This window comes from Stieleria sedimenti, from assembly GCF_025060895.1.
GTDB lineage: Bacteria > Planctomycetota > Planctomycetia > Pirellulales > Pirellulaceae > Stieleria > Stieleria sedimenti.
The window spans coordinates 12439-38258 of sequence record NZ_JANZKV010000184.1; the positions used below are offsets into that span (position 1 = coordinate 12439).

At 60.9% G+C, this 25820-nt stretch carries 1 protein-coding gene (running past one end of the window); it reads left to right on the top strand.

What is annotated here, in order from left to right:
- Window positions 1–25820, top strand: partial view of a CARDB domain-containing protein gene (locus NZK35_RS23445; protein WP_259634955.1) — the 5' portion only. 14977 nt of this gene lie beyond the right edge of the window; the window shows 25820 of its 40797 coding nt (coding positions 1–25820); its start codon is at window positions 1–3; the stop codon falls past the right edge of the window.

Consider the following 25820-nt stretch of genomic DNA (forward strand, 5'->3'; position numbering starts at 1 on the left):
ATGGCACGGAAAAAGGATCGGTCGCAGACGCGGCCGGGGTTTGGACACCAGTTGCGCAACCGACGTCGCATCAAAGCGGCACGGTTGGCCCGCAAGCGAATCAGCCAGCGGTTGATTCCATCACCGTTTGAAAAACTCGAAGACCGTCACCTGCTGGCGACCGTCCAGTGGGACGGCGGCGGCGACGGAACCCGTTGGCACGATCCCTTGAATTGGGACAGCGACGCGGTGCCGACCGCATTCGACGACGTCACGATTGAAGGCGTTTCGAATGACCTGTTCGTTCGAATTGATGCCGACACCACCGTCGCGACGGTCCTTTCCAGCGAACCACTCCATCTGGTGGGAGCGGAACTGAAGACCACGTCGCTGGTGGTCGACGAATTGATCCTCGACGATGCCACCCTGCGTCCGCCGGAGGAGTCTTCGCTTGCCGCGACCATCGCCGATCGCCTGACCATTGACGCTGCCGCCAGCCAATTCCTGATCTTGGGCAACCTGCACGTCCAAGGTGATTTGCTGCTCCGGTCTCCGATGACACTCGTCGCCGACGGAACCGATGCCAAGCTGCGGGTCGACGGCGGCGTGAACCTGGACCAGGCGAGTTTAACCGCCAGCGGCGGAGGCGTGATCTCCATGCCCTCGGTTGAGCGTTTCCGGCACCAAGCGACGGCGAACAATCAATCGCGACAATTCCTCGCCACCGGGACCGGCAGCCGGCTCGAACTCGGCGGCCTGCGTTCGCTGACCGGCGCGACGCACTACAACTCCGGCACCCTGTTTCAAGTCGCCGACGGCGGCGTGATCGATCTGTCCGGCGTCCAAGCCGTGATCGACCCGGTCGAAGGTGACACGCGCCGCCGATCGTTTTCCTTCATCGCCAAAGATGCCGGCAGCCGAATCGACCTGTCCGCGCTCGTGACGGTGACGGACCAGAACGCCGACCAGCGAACAAGCTTCTCCGCAACCGACGGCGCTTCGATCCAGATCGCCTCCCTGACCGATGCCCGAGCGACCCAGTTCCGGCTTGACGGTTCGGGAAGTCTTGCGGCGATTCAATTGCAAACGTTGATCGATTCACGATTGATCCTCCGGGACAACGATCTGACGCTGTCGCAACTTGCGTCGGCCAGTCGGTCCGAGTTCGACATCGCGGGTGCCCAGCTTGCTTTACCGCTGATCGATAGCCTGCGTGACGGAGCGATCGCCGTCGGCAGCGGCGGCGACTTTGCCGCGTCTCAGTTGACGAACATCGACGGAACCGATTTGCAAGTTCGCGGTGGCGCGACGCTTTCCCTGCCCGGCGTCACCGGCTATCGACACCTCGGCGATGCGTCAAGCATTGATCGCTCCTGGTCAGCTAGCGGTGCGGGCTCACGACTCGAACTGCCCAACGTGTTGTCGATCACCGGCGGCTGGGGATACAACAACGATCACGTGATCCAAGCCGACGGCGGGGCCGTGATTGCACTTCCCGCCGTCCAACAGTTGATCGACGAACCCTACGGTGACCTCAATTTTCGCTCGTTCGAAATCACCGCGTCGGGGGCAAACAGTCGCATCGAACTGGATGCATTGATTTCGATCATCGATCGCAATGGCAACGGCCCCGGTCAATATTCAAGCATCGACGCCGGCGGCGGCGGTGAGATCATCGCACCAAAACTCGCGAATCTGCGTGGTACGGAGGCCACGGTCGATTCCCCCGGCGATATCGACGTCGCCAAGCTGGTGACCATCGAAGACAGTGCCATCACGATCGATGCCCGACCGAGTGACTTTGATGCCTTGCAAACGATCGCCGGCACGCGACTCGTTCTGTCAGCGACCGATGCACGGCTCAACCAAATCACGCGGTTCGAACACAACACGCTAGTCACCGATTCCGCCGCCGCGGTCGCAATGCCAAATGTTCGCAGCATCGATGGTTCAAGTCTCCAAGCCTACGGCGGAACTCGAATCGCATTTCCGCAAATCGAATCCTACGATCTTGCCACCACGCAAATCCATTCAATTCGCTCTTGGATCGCAGAGGGAACGGGCAGCCAGATCGATCTTTCCGGTTTGCGCTGGATCCGCGGCGGGACGGAATCGGGAACGGGGCTGGATGTTGAAGCGGTGCTGGGCGGATCGGTGAATTTGCGAAACGTGATGCAAGTCGTCGACCCGATCAACGGAAACACGGGTGGTCGTCGCATGACGTTCACCGCCGACGGTTTGGGATCGCAAATCCAACTCGACGCGCTGGCAAACGTGATCGATCGAAATGGAAACGCCCTGTCGGCACTGACCGAAACCGCAGGCGGCCAGATCACTGCGTCCGAGTTGGCCACCGCGATCAACACAACGGTGACGTCGGAATTGATCGGTCCGCCGCCTGCCGCGAGCCAACAGCCACCCGAGCACAGGGGCCCGGACGCTGGCGCGAACCGGCTGATATCAAACGAGCATCAGTCGTTTGACGCGAGCCTACGGGCCGCTGCGTTTGCCGATGACGTCCCGCCATCCCCGCCCGAATCCATTCCGTCCTCTCGAACGATCACCTGGATCGGCGACGACGGGCATTGGCACGACCCGGCCAACTGGAACGCCGGCATCGTCCCCGGCATCTACGATGATGTCGAACTCTCGGTCTCCGGTGCCACCGTCACCATCAGCGGTGACCACCTCGTTCGCAGCATCCATGGCCCCGGCGGTTTGAACATCATCGGCGGGTCATTGACTGTCGCTGCCGAGTCCACACTGACCGGACCATTCAATCTAGGCGACGGCGGCACGCTGGCCGTTGAAGGCCCGAATGCCTCATTGATCGTGGATGGCCCGCAATCGATCGACGGTGGCAACTTGCGTGTCGACGAAGGTGCCGAGTTGGTCTTCAAACACGTGACCCGTTACGACCACGACGCAACGTCCAACAACACGCAGCGAAACTGGATCGTCCAAGGCAGCGGCAGCCGCTTGGTGTTCGAGTCGTTGCAGTCGATCAACGGAGGAACAAACTACGGCAACCGGCTAATGATCGAAGCCCATTCCGGTGGGCACATCGACCTCGCTGCCGTGACGCAGATCGCCGACGGCGCCGGCGGGAACACCGCACGCCGCGGCATTTCAATTTCGGCTCAAGACACCGGCAGTACGATCGACCTGCGGTCATTAAACTCGTTTCAAGATCGAGAGACGGTTGCCGACGACGCGGCGTCCTATTCCGATCTCGTCGCCCGCGACGGGGGCGTCATCAGACTCGATTCACTCACCACCCTCGACGGCGTCGCCGTTTTCGTCGACGCCCTGAGTGACGTGCCGCTTGAGACGGTATCGAGTTTCGATCATGGCCGTTTGCAAGTCACCGATCGATCCGTCGCCTTGCCCGCACTGGCGTCCGCCAACGAAACCCTCTTCACCGCCGACAACGGCTTCATCGACAGCAACGCACTGACGACCTTGACCGGTGGGGGATTGGAATTGCGGTCCGGCGGGCGGATCAACACGACGCTGCTTGCGACGATCGATGGAAGCAGCATCCGTGTCGCCGACGGGATCACGCTGTCGCTGCCCTTGGTGACATCCTATTCGCACGCGTCGACCGACAATGACCAGACTCGAACGCTGGTCGCATCCGGCCTCGGCAGTCGCCTCGAACTCCCCAACCTGACACAGATCGACGGGGGCACACACTTTCGATCGTCGTTAGCGATCGAAGCCCGCGACGGCGGCGCGATCGACTTGTCGCGCGTCTCGCAAATCTCTGAACCCGCGACCGGAAACACGACCAGCCGCGGTGTTCACCTCACCGCCGACGTGTTCGGCAGCGTCCTCGATTTCTCATCCCTGACGACCTTCACCGACATCGGCGAGTCTCCGGCTTCTCACGGCACCGCCGGTGGGCACTCTTCATTGATCGTTTCTCGCGGCGGAACCATCGCGGCACCTGTGCTATCGACGACTACCGGTGTACACGTCGTCGCCGATTCAGGAAGTGATTTTTCGTTTCAATCGATCGCCGATGCCACCAACAGCATCTTGCAGGCCGCCGGCAACGGGACGCTTTCCTTCGCATCTCTCGCCTCTGCCGTGGGCACCGCCATTCGGATCGACGGACACGCTGCATCACTTCCCGCGCTATCGGATCTATCCGCCGGATCGCTTTTCGTCCAGGGTGGCGGCACCGCGATCGTACCACTGTTGGGCAATATCGACTCGGCAACGCTGATCATCCGTGATGGCGTGACGCTTTCGTTGCCCGCGGTCACTTCGATCAAACACGAGACGACGGCGCCAAATCAAATCGCGACGCTGCGTGCCGAAGGGTTTGGCAGTCGCCTCGATCTGCCCGCGGTTAGGTCGATCCAAAACGGTGACGATTACAACTCACGTGTCTTCATCGAAGCGTTGTCTGGCGCGGTTGTTGATTTGTCGGGTGTGCAGACCATCGAAGACCCCGATGCCGGTAACACATCTCAGCGGCGGATCGAACTGCTCGGCGAAGGCGTTGGCAGTCTGATCGATCTGGGCAACCTGCAATCCTTCACCGACCATTCCTCCGGCACGCTGACCGGCTCGAATCGATTTTCCAGCGTGCTTTCCCGTTACGGAGCGACCGTCGATCTGGGCAGCAACGAGACGTCGGGCGCATCGCTCGGCGGCGTCCACGTGACGGCGGGCGAAGCCGGGATTCTCGTCGGCAAGTTCACACTCGACTCGGATTCGGTTCTCACCGGCAACGGTGTCGTGCAAGCGGATCTCGTTGTCGGCGGAATCGTTGATCCCGAGAGACATCTGGTCGTGGACGGTTCGTTGACGCTGCTCAGCGGTGGCCGGTTGAACTTCGACGTCGGCGGATTGATACCGACCGAGCAGCATGACGTTCTAGAAATCACCGGCTCTGCGACGCTCGACGGCATCATCCGAACCAACCGCGTCAACGACTACGCCCCACAACCGGGTGACAGCTACGTCGTGATGACACACGCATCACGCAGCGGTTCGCCCAGTTACGGGGGCCTCGATTTCGGCAGCCAAATCCTTTCGCCAGAACTGTCACCTACCTCGCTGGAATTTGTGACCGGATTTTCCAGCGGCGCCGCAGTCCTCTCGATCCGTCCCTCGGACAGTGCCGTTGATCCCGATGGACCGTTCTTCGTCATCGAATTCAGTGAGCCGATCGAACGCGATTCGTTGTCCGCCGATGACATGGCACTCGTCGGTCCGAACAACGCATCGGTCGCGATCGAATCGATCTTTCCGCTGGACGCTTCGAACGCTCGATTCATCGTCCGCCCGGTGATGGATCAATACGCCGACGGAAACTACTCGCTCGCCATCGGGCCGAATGTGCTCGACTGGGTCGGCAACCCGATGAATCAAGACGGCGACGAAATCAACGGGGAACCCGACGACGACCGATGGTCCGGCAACATTCATTGGGCGCTGCCGGATCTGACGCTGGTCGGCGGCGTTTTGCAGACCCCCACCACTGAATTCGACTTCGGCGATGAAGTCCCCTTGTTGTTCGACGTCAAGAACGTCAGTGCTGCGGCCGCCGGTGGCGGTTCATGGACCGATCGCATCTATCTTTCCACCGACAGCGTTTTCGACCCCGGCGATCTACTGCTCAACGAATCGATTCGTCACACACCGCTCGCTGCCGGCGATTCTTACGCGACCCAGATCAATGTTTCGCTGCCGCTGGCCCCGTCGTTGTCGACCGGCACCTATTACTTGATCGCATCGATCGATGACGGGAACCAGATCCATGAGACCGATGAAACCAACACGTTCGTCTCGGCGCCGCTGCAATTGACAGTTCCGCCACTGGTCGACTTGCTGCCGACCTCGGTCAGCGGTCCAGCGACCGGTCAACCCAGAACGCCGAGTGTGTTCACCTGGACCGCGATCAATCAAGGCGACGCGGCGACGCCCGATCGCTGGTTTGATCGAATTTATTTGCAGTCGACCTCGGGCGGCGGATTTCCGCACCTGGTCGGCGGCGTCTTTCAAGCCGACCCCGTCGCACCGGGTGAGAGCTATCTGTCGATGATGACGGTCGACTTGCCGGACTTGCCGGACGGCGACTACCAAATCATCCTGACATCCGACGACACCGATCGATTGTTCGAAGGCCCGTATGAGTCGAACAATACCTTGGTCGGCGGCACGATCCGGATCGACCATCCCGATGTCGTCGTCCAAGACCTCACCGTCTCCGCCACCGCCAACTCGGGTCAATCACTTCCCCTCAGCTTCGAATTCGTCAATCAAGGCAGCGGCGTCGCTTCGGCCTGGCAACAACGCATCTATCTGTCCGACGATCCATCGGTTTCCGCAGACGATCGTCTGATCGACCAATTTGAAATCATCCAGCCGCTCGATCCCCAGCATACCCGCGAGGTGACCCGAGATCTGGTGATGCCGATCGACTCTCAAGGTGCGAAATATGTGTTGCTCGTGACCGATGCGTTGGAGCAACTGGGAGAGCGTGCGGCCGGTGAAGCGAACAACTTGCAGACCGCATCGATCGAGTTGACGCTGTCGCCCTACGCAGACCTGACCGTGACCGACGTCAGCGCGCCGACGCAGGTGATCGGCGATCCCACACAGCTGACCGTCGACTGGACCGTTGCCAACGTCGGCACCGGCCGTGGACTGACCGATCGGTGGACCGATGCGATCGTGCTCAGTCGCGACGCGACCATCGGCGACGATGATGACCTGGTGATCGCGACGTTTGATTATTCGGATGGCCTGGAAGCGGGCAGCTCCTACTCGCGCAGCGAATCGATCCCGTTGCCGCCCGGAATCAGCGGGCGATTCACGTTGTGGGTGCGCAGTGACTATTCGGAAAGTGACTTGGGCGGCAATGTTTTCGAAAACGGTCATGAATCAAACAACGATGTCGCGCACGCTGACTTGCTTGACATCATGCCGACCGACTTCGCCGATCTGGTCGTCGGCAACATTGACGTGCTGCAACCCGTCAACGCCGGATCCATCGCCAGCGTCACGTGGACGGTCGACAACGCGGGGATCGGGATCACCAACCGCGGTGATTGGTACGACGTGATCTACTTGGCTGAGGACGCCGCGGGGACACAGCCGATCGAAGGCAGCGAAGTTCGGTTCCAACACTTCGGACAAATCGCACCGGGCGACAACTATACCCGGACCGGCCATTTCATCGTGCCCGACGGTTTGTCCGGTGATCACTACTTGATCGTCCACGCGGCGAAAGAGAGCGGACCGTTTGAATTTATTTTCGACGACAACAACCGTGCGGCAAGCGTGCCTTTTCCGGTCACGTTGTTGCCGCCACCGGATTTGGTTGTCAGTGAAGTCGTGGTGCCCGGCGTAGCCGAAGAAGGGACGCTATTGGATGTCAGCTGGACGGTCACCAACAGCGGAATCGGTTCCGCGTCGGGTGGCTGGATCGACCGCGTTTATTTGCAACCGGCCGGTGATCCAGATGGCCAGGTCATTCAGTTGGGAACGTTTCCGTTCATTGATCCCATCATACCCGGGAAAAGCTACACGCGCCACGAAGCGATTCGCATTCCGGTCCAATCCACGGGCGTCTTCAATCTGTTCGTTCGCACGAATTTCGAAGAGTTCCTTTACGAGGGCAGCGGTATTGTCAACAACACTGCGTCTGAGCCGATCATCGTCAACGTGCGTCCTCGACCCGATCTGCAAGTCGACTCGATCACCATCCCCGAGCGGCTGACTGCGGGCACGACACTGTCACCGCAATTCACGGTGGTCAATCAAGGCGCCGTCGGCACGGTCGGAAACACCTGGATCGACCGCGTCTATCTGTCGCTCGATACGGTGGTCGACCAGGCGGACATTTTGATCGGTGAGCTCGACAACGGTTCGGCCTTGGCGACCGGTGAGCGTTACAGCAGCGAAGCCGGCAGCGTGGTGATCCCCATCCGCTACCGCGGCGACGTCTACGTGATCGTGCAAACCGACGCGACGGACAACATCGCCGAATGGCCCAACAATCAGAACAACATCACGTATCAGTCGATCTTCATCGAACCCGAACCGCTGGCCGATCTGGTGGTCAGCGATGTCATTGCGCCGGGGCAAGTCGTTGCCGGAGCAGAGATCCCCGTGCGATACACGGTGACCAATCGTGGCAGCGGCGCGACCCACGGTGACACCTGGACCGAAAACCTCTGGCTGACGCGTGACCAAAATCGACCGCATCCCGGACAGGGCGACCTGCTGTTGCAGACGACCACCCACACCGGATCGCTGGACCGTTTGTCCGGCTACGAAACTTCAATCACGATACGAATCCCTCGGCAACTCGAATCAGGCACGTGGTACGTGACGCCTTGGGTCGACCCGTTGGACGTGGTTCCCGAAGACACGTTGGCGTCGAACAACAATCCGGACGACCCCGACAACGTTGACAACAACAATTACAAGGCTCGCGCGATCCAGGTGCTCGGGGCGCAGCCGGATCTGGTCGTCAGCGAACTCAAGGCACCGGCGGTTGCCACCGGAGGCGACTCCGTCACGATCAGCTGGACCGTCGACAACCGTGGGTTGGCAGATGCCGACACGGGAGCTTGGCTCGATCGCGTTTACCTGAGCGACCATCCCGACCCCAAGGCCGAAGGCGCCCGGACGTTGCTGTTGGGCGAAAAGAAACGCAGCTTGCCGCTCGCCAAGGGAGCCTCTTACACCACGTCGATCGATGTCGACCTGTCGCCGGCCTCCAGCGGGCACTACATCGTTGTCATCACCGATGACGATTTGCCGCCTCAGCCATCGATCGATCTTTCGGGTTTCTTCCCCGGTTCGGCAACCGGAACCGAGTCGTACGTCCCCGTCGACGAGGTCGACGAAACGAACAACGTCGCGGCGGTGGCAACGAGCATCCATTCCGCCGCGGCAAACTTGAAAGTCGTCGGATTTGACTTGCCGACCGACGCCAAGTCTGGCGAAGAGGTGACGTTTCGATACACCGTCGAAAACATCGGCGAGCATCCCGTCTGGAGCGGCACGAGCTACTGGAAAGATTTTTTGTGGCTTTCACCCGACGGCACGTTCATTCGCGAGCGGGCATCGTACTTGGGGGCGTCGATTCATGCGCCCGCCGAAATGATCCATCCGGGCGACCGATACACCGTCAGCTTCACCACGACCCTGCCCGAAGGCACCGGCGGTGATTATTCGCTGTGGGTTCATTTGAATGCCAACAACGACCGATCGCCGCTGCTGTTTCCCTATCAATCGCGGTTGCTGTTGACCGATTGGTATCCGGCCGTCGAAGGTGACAACGAGGTTTGGAAATCGCATTTCGGGCACTGGGCCTATGAAAATCCCACCGACAACCTCGCCCGCGCCGACTTTCCGATCCGGTACGAAGAAGCAGATCTGTCGATCACGGATCTTCAAGTCGCCACATCCGCAACCTCCGGCGAAACCGTGGAACTGGTCTACACGGTCCAGAACATCGGTTCCCGAGAAACACGCGTCGATTCCTGGTCGGACCGTGTGTTTCTTTCCCGTGACGCGTCGCTGGATAATTTCGATACGCAACTCGCATCGACGTCGCACCTCGGTTCACTGAAACCGGGCGAGTCCTACACCGGACGCCTGTCCTTCCAAATCCCCGCAGGCATCGAGGGCGATTTCAATTTGCTGCTGTTCACCGATTCGGCGGCCGAGCAAGACCGTTCGCGACGACCGAGCGACATCGGATTCCGAAGGGTCGGGATCGAGTTTGAACTGCCCGGCGTACTCGCGCCGTGGGATCTGGCGTCGTCGGCCACCCGCGAATCGGCCCGTGGTGAAATCTCGGAATATCAAGGCGAAGGCAACAACATCGCCGTACGAGCGTTATCGGTCAGCCTGTCCGATCTGCCGGACTTGCAGGTCTCGTCGATCACCGCCCCGGTGCGGGCGGATCGTGGACAAGAAATCGACGTCAACTACACCGTCACCAACCGCGGCGGCGACACGGTCGAGGGGCAAAACGGCTGGACAGACCTGCTGTACCTTTCGCGCGACACCTTCTTGGATCTGGCCAGCGACATCTACCTGGGGTCGTCAGAACACGAAGGTGGCTTGGCGGCCGGCGCATCCTATCAGAACAGCACGTCCGTTTCGTTGCCGGCTGGACTGACCGGTTCCTACTACGTGTTCGTCATCAGCGATCCCGATCGATTCGGTGCGACCGGTGTCGTGTTCGAAGGCCTAAACGAGCGCAACAATGCCGCCGCCCCGGCGACGCCGATGGTCATCGAATTGCCTGATCCGGTGGACTTGCAAGTCACCGAGATCGCCGCCCCGCACGATGTCACCGCCGGCGCGCCGACGCAAGTCGAATGGACGGTGACCAACACCAGCGACGCGACGATTTCAGGGCGTTGGTCCGACAGCCTGTTTTTCAGCAGCGACGCGACGTGGGACATTCATGACACGGCGGCCGGACGCACCGAATTTCGCGGAACGCTAGCCCCCGGTGAAAGCTACACCTCGAGCCTGGAAGTCGTCACGCCGCCGCTGACGCCGGGCAGCTATCGAGTCATCGTCCGCCCCGACATCTTTGATCAAGTCGATGAGGACGTCGGCGAAAGCAACAATCAGACCGCGTCGGCATCCACGATGCAACTGACCGCGCCTGCGTTGACGTTGGGCGTTCCGCTGGAAACGACGCTGGGAACCGGCCGACAAAAATTGTTCGCCGTCGACGTGCCGGCCGATCGCGCACTGCGAGTCACGATCACTGCCGACGACGATTCGACCTATGAAGTCTTCCTTCGACACAATCAGTCGCCGACGCCAGGCTCCTTTGACGCTAGTTCCGGCGGCGCCCTCACCGACACGCCTGCCGCGATCATTCCCTCGACCGACGCGGGAACCTATTACGTTCTGGTCCATGCGTTTGCGCCCCAGGACGGGGACCCGGCCGTGGAGGTTTTGGCGGAGTTGTTGCCGCTGGCGATCACCGACATTCAAACGGACATCGGCGGCGACTCTGGTTTTGTAACGACGGTGATTTCCGGTGCGAGGTTTCATCCTGACGCAATCGTCAAACTGGTCCGTCCCGGTTTTGCCGAAATCATTCCTGCCGGTCAGAACTACGTTTCTGCGTCGCAGTTAATCGTCACGTTTGACCTGCAAGACGCGCCGCATGGACTCTATGACGTCCAGGTGATCAACCCCGGCGGCGACGTCGCTGTCGTCCCGTATCGATTCCAGGTCGAACGCACCATCGAGCCCGAGTTGACGATCGGCGTCGGCGGTCCACGCTTTGTGCTGGCCGGCGACAATGGCACCTACGGCGTTTCGCTGCAAAACACAGGCAACGTCGACGCCCCGTACGTGTTTTACAACGTCGGCATTCCCGAACTGGGTATCAATCAAAACGTCTACAACCTGCCCTACAACCATTTCACGTCCAACCTGCGCGGCGGCCCCGAAGGATCGCTTGCCGATCTGCCTTGGGCTGAACTCGATTCGGCGGTCAACACCAACGGACACCTGACCGCCAGCGGGTATCTGTTCGACCAACCTGCCGATGGCTTCGCCGGATTCACCTTCCAAGTCCAAACCTATCCGGGCCTGCGCGAATTGCATGATCATGCGTGGGAGGCGTTCAAGGCAAAGCTCTACGACGCAATTCCGGAATACGCGGCGATCGATTTCTTAGCGGAAGGGCCGTCGTCGCTCGACAAGCTCTCGCCCGGCCTGGCTCTGGTCTGGGAAGCCTTCGGCGCCGTCCCGGACTTGTTGATTCAGCCGCTGATCCCGTTCCAATTTCACGTCGTCGCATCGGCGACCACGATGACCCGCGACGAATTCCTGCAGCACGCGCTCGACGAAGCGGATCGATTGCGTCAAGGGATATTGGACGATAACGACGCCGATGCGGCACTGGTCAATCTGGCCGGCGATCGGCAAGCCTGGCAATCGCTGTATGTCAGCCATTTAACTGAAAGCGGACGTCTGCGCGCCGTCGACGCCATCCCGCCGACGCGCCGCGATCAGGAACTGGCCAGTTTGATGGCGACCCTTGCCGGAGGCGTGTTGACCGGTCCCGGAGGCGACCGGATCATCGCCAGCGGAGACCTGTCGGACTTCTTTGACGACGTGCGACGATGGTACGGACATGACGCATCGCTGAAAGCCCCCAGCGAACCCGGCCAAGTCAACTTCACTTCGGATTCGCTCTCCTTTCTGGGCATCTTGCAAAGTCCCAATCCGGTCGCCGCGCTGCCGAACTTGGACGACGATGACTTGATGCTCGATGCCAACACGCACTTCCAAACGATGCGTGTCTATGTGCCCTGGGTGCCGTTCGCCAATCGCGGCGCGGGAATTCCGCCGGAGTATCAGATCACGGGGATCACGCCCAACGATGAAAACGTTTTCTTTCCGCTCAATCTGCAGGGCTATTACGAACAAGCCGACGCGCACTCGGGGACCGTCTCGCAGACCGGCCCGTTTACGTTGGAAACAGGCGGGTTCGTGCCCGCCGATGAGCCGCTTCCGTACACCGTCAACTTTCAAAACGATCCCAACACAACCCGCGACGCCAACGAAGTGCGAGTCGTCGTGCCGCTGGACGACGCCGTCGACCCCCGCAGCTTTCGACTCGGCGACATTCAGATCGGCGACATCACGATTGGAATGCCCGGCGGACGGTCACTGTACCAAGGTGATTTTGATTTCAGCGAGACGCTTGGATTCAACGTACGGGTCAGCGGTGGAGTCGACATCAAATCGAGTACCGCGACGTGGTTGATCCAGGCGATCGATCTGTTGACCGGCGAAGTGCGTTCGGATCCCGACGGCGGATTGCTGCCACCGAACAATGCCCGCGGTCAAGGCGCGGGGTTCGTCTCTTACAGCGTCCAGTTGTCCGATACGGCCGAAACCGGCGACATCATGACGTCGCAGGCCCGCGTCATCCTGGACAACGCCCCACCGGAAGATGCCGACGATCTGGTGTACCAGGTCGATGCCATTGCCCCGACCAGTCACATCGACGTCACCCCGCTGAACGATCAGAACGATTTCGTCGTCCGCTGGAATGTTGTCGATGACGAAGCAGGCAGCGGTTTCAAACATGTCAGCTTGTACGTGGCCGAAGACGGCGGCGCATTTAAGCTTTGGAAACGGCAACTGCAGAGCGCCGGCGGCGAGGAGGTGTGGATCGGCCGCGTCGGCACGACCTACGAATTCCTGGCATTGGCCAGTGACCGCGCCGGCAATCGGGAAACACCGCCATCGGGAGCGACCGCCGACGACGATGGTTCGACCACGTCGCTGGGCGTCTTGCCCGCCGTCGAAGAAACGACGATTCCGAATTTCGGACAACCCGCCGAACCATCGTCCACGCCGTCGATTCACCCGCTGTTTGCATCCGCCGAACGGCAGGTTCCGACACCAACTCAACGCGACAACCCCGCGACCTTTGACGCGGTCCTGCAACCGTTCACGGCGGCACGTTTCGCCGACGGTTTTGATCTGGCGGTCGGCGCCGCGGCGGCTTCGGGGATCGGCCCGATGGCGCTGGCCGAAACGCCCGCAGGAGACATCTTCGTCAGCGGCGGCCCGGCCCGGAATCAACTCTATCGCTTCACCTCCGATGGCGGAACTGCCGGCGGTGTTTGGGCCGAACTGGATCATCCGATCTTCAATGTCAGCTTCGACGCGACCGGACGACTTTGGGCCACGACCGGCGGCGGTCCACTGCTGGAACTGGACCCGAGCGACGGCAGTCTGTTGGCCGAGTACGGCGACGGGCTGACGTTGGGACTGGCCATCGATCCGGCATCGGGTGACATCCTCGTCGGTTCACGCTACGGCGTCGAGCGATTCGATCCGGACAGCGGGACGTTCTCACGATTCAGTCGAGATCGAAACCTGCGTGTCGGCAGTCTCGCGTTTGCCGACGACGGGACGCTCTATGGCGTGCAATGGCCGGAGCGAAACGCCGTTTTGAAATTTTCGCCGACGGGTCGGGCCGAAACGCTGCTGTCGTTCACGACGCCGATCGATTCGCTGGCGTTTGGGCAAAGCGACTCGCCACTTGCCGGCCTGTTGTTCGTCTCTCACAACGCCGGTCCCGCACCTGCCGGCACTACAAACGCCGGCAGCGAATTGACGATGGTCGACGTCGCCACCCTGCGTCGTGTCGCGTTGGCCAACGGTGGCAGCCGCGGCGATGTCATCGTGACGACGCGGGACGGCCGCGTGTTGATCAGCCAATCCGATGCGGTGGACGTGCTCAGTCCGATCGCGGTCCCCGAACTCATCGCAACCCACCCCGCCCAGCAAACGGTCGTCGCCCTGCCGTTGGGATGGGTCCGTGTGACATTCAGCGAAGACATGTTCACGGGGTTGGGGACGGAACCGCATTCGGTCTTGAACCCCGGCAACTACGCAATTCGCACCGACGGAAGCGAGCATCCGCAAATTACCGAAGTCCGCTACGACGCGGCATCGCGTACGGCCTACCTGTCTGCCCAAGGATTCTCCGTCGGCGAGCAAACGTTGTACGTCGGCAAAGGCATCGAGAGCGTTGGTGGATTTTCACTCGCCGCGGGCTACGAAATCCACTTCACCACGATCAGCGAGTTCTCTGCTATCGTCGATATCGAACTCTCCGGCACACGGCTGGATCGACAATCGCAATCGATCACTTATGACGTCGTGATCACCAACCGCGGCGATCAGGAGCTGATTCTGCCAGCCCACCTGGTGCTCACTCCGGACAGTAGAAATAGCGGTGCGTCGTCCATTGAGGCGGTTCCTGGGCAAACCGCGACGCCGTCGGCCGACGGGCGCTGGTTCTTTGATCTGGCCGCCAACGTTCCCGATGGCGTTCGACTGCGTTCCGGTGAGTCGACCACGGCCAAAACCATTCGCTGGTTGACACCGGGAGACATCACCGCGGACTTCGCCCCCAGTTTTCTCGCCAGCGCACCGCCGAACCGGCGTCCGCAATTCGATTCCGCACCGCCGGAACACGTCGTCGCGGGGTCCATCTATCGATACGACGCCCGGGCCAATGATCCGGATTCCAACTCGGTCGCGTATTGGTTGCATGAAGCACCGGCTGGGATGCATGTCGATCCGGACAGCGGAGTCATCGATTGGCAAACCGGCACCGAGACCGCCGAGCAGAATCGCGTCGTTTTATATGCCTTCGACTCGCGCGGCGGGTTTACGTCTCAGCCGTGGACGATCACGGTTGCCGGCGGCAATCAGGCACCGGAGTTCATCTTGCCCCCGACGGACGCCTCGATGACGGAGAACGAAACTCTGGTCGTTCCCGTCAACGTGCTCGACCGCGACGACGCAGTGATCGATGTTTGGGCCGACAACCTTCCCCCGGGCGCGTTCTTTGATGCTTCCCAGAGGACGTTGCGTTGGTCGCCCGCTGAAAACGCGGCGGGGATTTATCGCGATCTGACGCTCCTCGCCAGCGACGGCGTCAACACGACCCGGCACACGTTTGACCTCGTCGTCGCCGATGCCGACCGACCGCCGCGGATCGACTCGCCGCAGCCCTTCACACTCCGCCAAGGCGACCAGTGGACCTATCGTGTTTCGGCAAGCGACCCCGATGGCGACCCACTCTCGTTCACCAGCGATGACCTGCCCGACGGCGCGACGCTGGACGCCGATACCGGAACGTTGCGTTGGACCGTCGGATTTGATCAGGCGGGAACCCGAAACATTCCGATCACGGTCACCGCGGGCGGCCAATCCGTCAGCGACCAGATCGTCGTCGACGTGCTCAATGCAAACGGAGCACCGGTGTTCGAATCGATGCACGGCTGGTCGGTCGACGAAGGCCAAACGCTGGTGATTGAAGTGTTCGCGTTTGATCCCGACCATCCCGAGTTTCGATTGCCGGTCCGTTCCGATGACGGCGCGCTGCTTCCGCCGGATCTGGTCTCACCGGTTGATTATCGCGTGGTCGATTTGCCCGACGGGGCGTCGTTTGATCCCGAAACCGCGACACTGACGTGGACGCCGAATCATGACCAAGCGGGCAAATACACCGTTCACTTCGAAGCGACCGATGACGGCGACGGCACCGGCATTCCCCTCACGATTGGTTCCCTGGTTCCGATCTCCGTCCGCGATGTCAACCGGCGTCCGCAAATCGCCCCGATCGAAAACGTTACCCTGTCGCGCGGTGACATGGTCGATCTTCCTGTCGCCGCGATTGACCGGGACGGTGATGCGATCACGCTGACCGCAGCCAGCGGGTTGCCGGGGTTGCCACTGCCGGACTTCGTGACGTTCAGCGACAACGGCAACGGAACGGGATTCTTTCATTTCACGCCGGGAACTGCCGACCGAGGCAACTACACCCTTTCGCTCATCGCCCGTGACGACGGCAACGGTCACGGCCGCGGACGGATCGAAACGACGCAATACGATTTCGTCGTCACGGTCGAATCCGCCAACGATCCGCCACAACTTTCGCCCATTCCGTCGACGGTGGTCTTGGTCGGTGATTTACTTCGGCTGCCGCTGAGGACCATCGACATCGATCAAGAGCCGCTGCACTACACCTTCAGCGGCCTACCCGCGGACGCACGAATCGTCGACTCCGGCACGTACGGCCAAGCGTTGTTGAACTGGGATCCGAAAACGGCCCACATCGGGACTTACGACGTCACCGTCACGGCCACCGATTCGGGAAACAACGGTGCGGCGGCAGCGCTTTCGTCATCGCAACGCTTCCTGATCGACGTCCGCGATCACAACACCGCTCCGGTCTTGGAGCTGATTCCCGATACGGTCATCGACGAAGGCGATACGTTGACGCTCGAATTCGTCGCAAACGATTTCGATGGCGATTCGATCTGGTACACGTCGTCGAACTTGCCCGCGGGCGCGACCCTGGATCCGATCCGCGGCGTGTTGGATTGGATACCCTCGTTTGACGATTCCGGTTCGTACGCCGTCGACATCGTTGCGACCGATGGATCGGCATCCGACACCCGATCGTTTTCCATCGACGTGATTCCCGTCAACCGCGTCCCGCAACTCGCTTTCCCCGCACCGCAATACGCCCGTGAAGGCGTCTGGATGGAATTTCGAATCAGCGGCGACGACTTGGATGGCGGACCGTTGACGTTGACCGCCGACGAGCTGCCCGACGGAGCTTTGTTCGATCCCAGCAGCGGCTTGTTCCGCTGGCAACCGGCGTTCGACCAGGCCGGCGTCTACGATGTTGTCTTCACGCTGACCGATGCGCAACACGCCTCCGATTCGATCCGCGTCCCGATCGTCGTGGACGATGTCAACCGAGTGCCGACCATCGAAAGCCGGCACCATCAAGTGCTTGTCGGCGAGTTGCTTGATTTCGATTTGGCCGCGTCTGACCCTGATCTCGATGACACGCTGACGTTTGCCGCCTACGGATTACCCGCTGGGGCGGCGTTGGATCCATCCACCGGCCGGATCACGTGGATTCCTAACCCCGGCCAACTCGGCAGCTATGTGATCGACGTCCGGGCGAGCGACGGGTTGGCCGAAACGAAACACAATCTGGTGCTGGAATCGGTGGCGACACCTCGGTTGCCCGATGTTCGGATTGTCACCACGCCCAGCTTTCCCGCGCTGCCGGGACAGACGATTCGCGTCGATGTGATCGCCGACGGCGTTGCGCCGATCGAGTCGCTATCACTGGCCTACGACGGACGCGAAGTCACGCTGGACGAGCATGGTCGCGCAGAAATCATCGCCGGCTCCCACGGCAAAACATCGCTGGTTGCCACGGCGACGGACGTCGACGGCTTTGTCGCGACCGTCACCGAAACGGTCAGAGTCCGAACGGCTACTGACAAGGACGCCCCCCGAGTGGCCCTGTCGCTTGATGCTTCCCAACGAATCACCGATTCGACCGAGTTGCTCGCCGAGATCAACGACGTCAACCTGGACCATTGGACGCTGGAAATCGCCGCTCACGGATCGGGCAAGTTTGAAACGCTGGCAAGTGGTCAATCGACCGGCGATGATCTGGCGCTCGCGACACTCGATCCGAAATCGCTGGCCAACGGTTTCTACACGATTCGCTTAACCGCCAGCGACATCAGCGGTCGCAGATCACAGACCACATTGGACGTGGAGGTCAACTCGGACGCGAAAACCGACGCCTTCGTCAGGACGGATGTTGACGCGGAAATCCCGTTCGGCGACCAGACGTTTCAGATCGCGCGTCAATACGATTCGCTCCGAAAGTCCTGGCGTTTCACGTTCCAAGACGTAGCCCTGCAAGCCTTCACCGAATCGGCTGACGCGTCGTCGGCAGTCGTCCATCCGGCTCTGTCCGTCGGCGATCGCGTCTATTTGAGCTTGCCCGACGGACGACGCGTCGGGTTCACGTTTGAACCGCAACTCATTCGGCACTTGCCTGCCAGCGACTCCCTGGTCTTTTACAAACCGCATTGGACCGCCGATGCCGGTGTCGACTACGAACTGCGATCCATCGATCGTTTGCTGGTCCGCGGCGGAGAGCGCTATTACGACCAAGCCACCGGCCAGCCCTACCATCCCGCCAATTTTATTTCAGCCGATGACGTGTACGAGTTGGTGCATCCCGATGGCAGGGTCGACCGGATCGACGCAGCGGGCAGGACCACGCGCCAGCAATGGCCCGGCGGCCAAATCGTGCAGATCAGCGACAGCGGCATTTTGCTTCCCTCGGGCGAGTTTGTTTCGATCGTTCACAACGCCAATGGCATGATCGCATCGCTCCGCACGTCGACGATGGATCTGCACTACCGCTACGACGACGCCGGCCGACTCGTGGAAATCGCCTCCGTGTCCGATGTCACGCAGTCGTTGCACCGCTATGGCTATGAATCCGCAACCGGCGAAACACTGTCAGTCGCGGTCAGCGTCGACGGAAACCATCGCGTCTATCCCGCGGACGAACCACTGACGGAGGACCTTGGACGCGCCGTTGATTTCGCCGCATCGTCCATCATCGGCAAACTCGACGCCGGCCAGACCGATCAGTACGCCTTCACCATCGACGACGCCCAGTTGCACAGCACCGATCAACACGTCGTTTGGGTGCGTGCGATCATCGAGCGTTATCGCAGCCCCTTCATCGCCGACACGCCACGAATCGCCGGACTCGATCCGATCGCCCGCAGCGTCGACGGCGATCGAACCGTCGCGCTGTTTGCGATTCGGCGTGCCGATCAATACCTGCTGAGCGTCGCAGGGGCATCCGCCGATGATGCGGGGCGCTACCGGTTGTCTTTGAGTGTGGTGGGTGACATCAATCGCGACGGCGTCGTCGATGGACTCGATAGCGTGGCGTTGGCAAGTTCGATTGGAACGTTCATCGGCGACCGAACCTACGACGCGGACGCGGATTTCAATGCCGACGGCGCGATCACGATCGCCGACTCGCAACTACTCGCTGCGAATTTCGGGTTCACGTCAGACTTTACCGAAATTGCATGGCACGACCGCTTCGTCACCGCCACCGACTTTCCAACCACCACACCGCCACAGGGCGACAGTTCACAGCCACCGTTCGATCCCCCCATTGATCCCTCCAGCGGCGATGAGACTCGGATCACGCCTGCCCCCGAATTGCCGCGGACCGTCGCTCCACCAACCGTGACGCCGACTGCGCTGGCGCCGTCGGCCGGGGCGACGTTTAACATTCGCAACGGATGGTTCGATGCCGACGGCGAGTCCTGGACGACGACCGGAAACGTCGATTTTGAAAACGGCGCCGCCGAACTCTCGGAATCCCCCGCCGAGCGAACGTCACTTCGCCAAACGTTTTACGTTCCCGACAATGCCTCCATCCTGCGACTGTCGATTTCCAACCTGAACCTCTCCGCGGACCCCAACCGCGCGCCCGATGCGTTGGAAGTCGCGCTGCTCGATGCCAATACGTTTGCCCCACTGGTCGGCGTGATTTCACTGGGTCAGACCGATGCATTACTCGGTTTTGCCGCCGACGGGACTTACCGCAGCGCATCGGGCGTCACCGTCGGCGACACCCGATCCCAAGATCCCTCGCAAGACCTGACCGGCGTTTTCACCGACGACAGAATGCTGCTGCAGATCGACGTCAGTGCGGTCCCGGCGGGAACCCTGGCCTTGTTGTCGATCGATTTAATTGGGTTTGCCCAGCCAAACAGTCACGCACGAATCGACGACGTGTTCCTGGTTTCCGAAGGACTGCGCGCGCCAGTTGCCCGAACCGACTTGGCCGCGACCGAAGAAGACGTGCCGGTCAACTTGGACGTGCTGGCCAACGATTCCGATCACGAATCGCCGCTGGTTCCCTCATCGTTGACCATCGTGACGCCACCTGAGCACGGAAAAGTGTTCGTCAGTCCGCAATCGGGAATCGTTACCTATTCGCCCGATCCCGACTACTCCGGCAACGACTCCTTCACCTACACCGTCAAAGACCTCGATGGCTACGTTTCCAACGAAGCCTTCGTCAGCATCAACGTGACGCCGATCACCGATACGCCGTCGTTGGTCGTTCACACCGCCAGGGGTGATCAAGACACGCCGTTGCCGTTGCAGATCGATGCCGCGGCAACCGATGCTGACGACAGTGAACGCGTCTCGGTCACGATCGCGTCCTTGCCGCCCGGCGCAACGCTCAATCAGGGCGCACGCATCGCCGACGGGCAGTATCTGTTGGCGATTGAAGACCTGAACGGGCTGCAGTTGATGCCTTCGGCGGGTTGGAGCGGGCAAGCGATGCTGGACGTCACCGTCACGGCCAACGACCTATCCGCCGATCCCGTGTCCGCTAAAGAACAACTGCGGTTGGACGTCGGCAGCGTGTTCGTCAACCCGATGTCAATCAGCGGGTTCGAAGTCAACGCCGGTGAAGTCCAACGCTCTCGCCTCCACACCCTTGCGGTGACCTTCAACCAGGACGCCTGGATCGCCGACGCCTCGGCAGACCTTTCGATTTCCAACACCGAAGGCGACGTCATCAGGATCCCGAGCGAGAATTTTTCGTACGACCCAGATACGTTCACGTTAACGATCGACGTCGACGGGTTGATCCACCAGGACGACCAATACTACCTGATGCTCCGCAATGCAGGCATCGCCAGCAACGCAAACCGCTTGCAAACGATGGCCAGTGGGCCAGAGTTCGGCAGCGAGTTCTTATCGCTGCCGTTCTTCCGACTGCTCGGGGACGTCAACGGTAACAACGAAGTCGATACCGACGATTGGCGGGACATCCGAATCAGCCTGAACTCCAACGTCGAATCCCCACGCTATGAACGCCATCGCGACCTGACGGGTGAAGGGATGATCGATCGGCATGATTTTGTCGTCTGGCGCAATCGACTCGGGTTCACGACCGATCAAGACCCACCGCAGATTCTGGCCGGCGTCACGCTTGCGAACAACCGATTGCCACTGACCAACGCCTTTCGAACCGATGCGGAGTTGTCGTTGGTCGTCGATGACGTCAGCGAAGTGGTTTCGTTGACGGTTTCCATTGATGGGTCCCAGACGATCGAACTCGTCGATCGTCTGTCTGACGAAGATGCGCTGCGGTTGCCACTGACGGAGTTGTATTCCATCGCCGGCCACACTCTCGCACCGGTTGACCACACGCTGACCTTCGCGGCGGTCGATCAGTACGGCAACGTGTCGAATCCGGTGGACGTCGAATTCTTGATCGATGAAACCGCACCGGCGAGTCCCATCACCCCAGCGTTGCTGGACGCCGATGGCAACGTCACGTCAACGCTGACCGTTGCGGATCCGCGTGTCGTCATCCGTTCGGTCGGCGAGACGGGCAGCATCGTTCGGTTGTACCGCGACGGTCGCGAAGTCGGATTGGGCGTCGCACAAAGCCCCGTCGACTTCCCGCTGAATCTGGGATCGCTCGGCGACGGAACGTTCTCGTTCACCGCCACTGCGGAAGACCCGTCAGGCAATCGCAGCGCAACCTCGTCATCACTCTCCATCACCATCGACACCACCGCTCCGCTGATCGAGTCCCTGCAACTAAATCCCGCAAGCGACACCGGAACGCCGGGTGATCGGACGACCGACAGCGATTTTATTTCGCTGATCGGCAAAACCGAACCCGGCGCGGTCATTTCGGTCGCGGGCAGTCCACAAACCTCCCTTGCCAATGCCACCGGTGCCTTTCAGCTCGATGGCATTCCGCTGCGTTTCGGCTCCAATCGATTGACCGTCAGCGCAGCCGATGCTTTGGGCAATGAACGAGCACGCAGCATCAACGTGTTTCGTCCACGCTTGGAATCCAATCCCCCAACGATCGCTTTCAGATTGGTCGATGATACCGGGCGTTACCAAACCGACGCCGTCACCTCCTCACCGTCCCTCAGCGGCGCCTTGAGTGACGAATCGAACGTGACGGGGTTGTTCTTGACGGTCGCATCGACATCCGATGAACACTCGACGCAACAAACAACCGGACCATCTGATGTTTCCGGCGCGATCAGCGGCGACACGTTTCAGCTCACCGCCGCCGCGATCGAAGACGCCATCGGAACGGAACTCGACGACGGCAACGTGACCTTCACCCTGGTTGCGGTCGACCAATACGACAACGCGTCCGGAGCGGAATCCTCTTCGTTTGTCCTTGATCGCACAGCACCCGACATCCCGCCGGAATTGCGGCTTTCTGCCGACAGCGATCGCGGCCGCGATTCAACCGATCGAATCACCCGCGAAACCTCGCTGGTTGTTTCGCTGGATGTTCCCGAACTGGCAAACGTAGCATTCTTCGTCGATGGGAATCCGCATGCCGAATTCCTGTTGCCCCGGGGCGTCGGCGAAGTCACGTTGGCGGGAGTCCCGGAAGGGAACCACGCGATCACCGCGTCGGTGACCGACGTTGCCGGGAACGTCAGCCCTGTCACTGTCGCACTCGATGTCACCATCGACACGACGCCGCCGGATTCGATCGCCGCTGATCTTCAACTGCCGCCACTGAACTCGGACTCCGGCGTGATTTCGGGTTCGACGGAAGCCAATGCGACGGTGCGAGTCTACCGCGGGCTGGACTCACAAACCGCCATCGCGGAAACCATCGCAGCGAGTGACGGCGGCTTCCAGATCGATGGCATTCGTTTTGCCGATGGCGTCAACCGGTTTCGCGTCGTGGCCGAAGACATCGCCGGCAACGCCATCGAGACCAACGTCACGGCGCAATACGACGCACCCGATCTTTCCCCGCCCGATATCCAGTTGGCATTAAAACGCGACACAGGAGTTTCCGATACCGATCGATTGACCAACGATCCGACTGTTTTGGGAATGGTGGATGACGCAAGTCAGATCGCGAGTTTCCAAATCAGTGTCGACGATGGACCGTTTGTCCATTCGCTCGGTTCACTGCGCGACAACGCCTTCACGCTCTCTCGCAGCATTCTGGAGACGATCGCCGGGCACCGACTGGGCGACGGTGAGACGCGAGTTCGGATGCGAGCGGCTGACGTGCTCGGGCATGCGTCGGCAATCGCCGAGCTGACGTTTCAGCTGGACACCACACGCCCGGATGTCCCGGCTCCACTCGTCCTGGACGCGGCCAGCGATTCGGGAACGCCCGGCGACGGCATCACCAATCGTGACACACTGACGTTCGTCACCGGCGTGAGAGCGATGGATGCAGAAGTCGTCTTGTATGTCGACGGAGAAGCCGTCGATCGGGCCGATGCTGCCGAATCCCTTTCGCTTCACACCCGCAGCCTGCCGGGTCGGCACCGCTATGTCGCCCAGTCGGTTGACGCCGCTGGAAATGCCAGCCCCTTCACCGCGGCCCGCTTCATCACCTTTGACGACAACTTCATCGCACCGACAATCGGGCTGAATGAAACCCAGCGACGTGATGACCTGGGCAGTCCCTTCCATACCGATTCATCCATCGTTTCACTGGTCGGCCGCGCCGAACCGGGAACTCGATTGCAGATCCAGGGGAAACCGAACTTTGCCGATGCCGATGACTTCGGGGCTTTCATGATTGATGATGTCCGTCTCGGCGCGGGCGTCAACCCGCTGGTCGTCACGGCAACGGACTTCGCGGGCAACGTTCAAAACGTCGAAATCGAATTGACCTTTGTCGACATCGACGGTCCCGCATTCGACGTGAATCTGGTCAACGATACCGGGCGCAGCGCCACCGATCGACGCACCCAAGATCCGACGATCGCCGGTACGGTCCGCGACGCGTCGGCGATCGTGTCGCTGTTCGCATCTTTAAACGGATCGCCGCCGCTCGACATCACAGCCACCCTGGTCGAAGACGCCTTGACGATCGACTTGGCGACACTGGAATCCATTGCCGGCCAGAGCGTAACGGACGGACGCCATCTGCTGACCCTGTGGGCAACCGATGCGGCCGGAAACGAATCCTCCACCGAGTTTCAGTTTGACCTGGACCGTCAAGGCCCGCCGTTGCAAACCCCGCCGGACCTGATGACATCCAGCGATCTCGGCCACAGCGATCAAGATAACTTGACGTCGGAAACCGAGCCCGTGGTACGTGTGTTTGCGCAGCGAGGAACGCTCGTCAAGTTCTATGTGGATGGAACACTGTCCGGCGAAATTTATTCCACCGGCGCGGCACAGTACACGTTACCGAGTCTCGACAGCGGAACGTACAACGTTACCACCACCATCGAAGACGCCGCCGGAAACGTGGCCGGCCCGTCTGAGCCACTGGTTTTGACGATCGACTCGATCCCGCCAGCGGACGTCACGCTGGAACTGATGCCGCTGCACCAAAGCACCGTGCGGGCCAATCACACGACCGATGCCCAAGTCAGCTTGATCGGAACCGCGGAACCCGGTAGCCGAATCACGATGACCGGGCAGCGAGAAACACCGATCGCCGATGCCGGCGGCACGTTCTTCTTCGTCACCGATCTGCCGGTCGGTTCGAATGAGTTTCTGGTCAGTTCGGAAGATCCCGCCGGCAACAGGTCGGAACATACCTTTGTCTTCACACGCGGTGCCGTTCTGCCGCCGGAGTTCACGTTCACCAGTGTCGATGTGAACGCGATCACGCCGCCAACGATTCAAGGGCGACTCCGCAGCGAAACGGCGATCGCCGTCGCCGAAGTCAGCACCGACCCGACTTTTTCTGGTCGCGTCGTTGACTTGGCGGCGTACACCACCGCCGATCGGTTCGTGTTGACACCGTTCGACGTCGAAGCGATCCATGGCGCGCCCTTTGTCGACGGCGATCACGCGTTGTACTTTCGCGCGACCGACGATCAAGGCCGAACGAGTGAGCCGACGTCGTTGGTCTGGTCCCGAGACACGGCTGACCAAGCTGTGCTGTACAGCTCGGTCACGCCGCTGGGCGATGACTTCCGTTACGTGATCACCGCAACCGCCGCCGTCAACACCAGTCAGCGTCTCGACGCGATCACATTACCGATGGCCACGGGCGTCGTCGCAAGTGACTTCGTCGTCCCCGCGTCCTGGTCCGTCGCCTACTCACTCGGTGATTCCGCGATCGAGTTTTCACCCACCGACGCGGCCGACGGACTCAGGGGCACCGGCGAGTTGACGTTCAGCTTCACCGCGACGACGGCGCCGACCCAAACGACCGCCACCGCGACGATGGCGGACCTGGCAAACGGCGCTACGACGCGGCACGCCCCCGTGTCGCTCGCACTTCCCTCGGCAACCGATGCCATCGCGGTGACGGATTACTTCCGCGGCAACGCATCCGAAACGCTCTCGGTCAACGCTCCCCTGGGTCTGCTCGCCAACGATGCCTCGGGCATCACCGGCGTGTTGAGCGCCGACGATGCGACGCGCTGGGGAGCAAGCATCACGGTCGC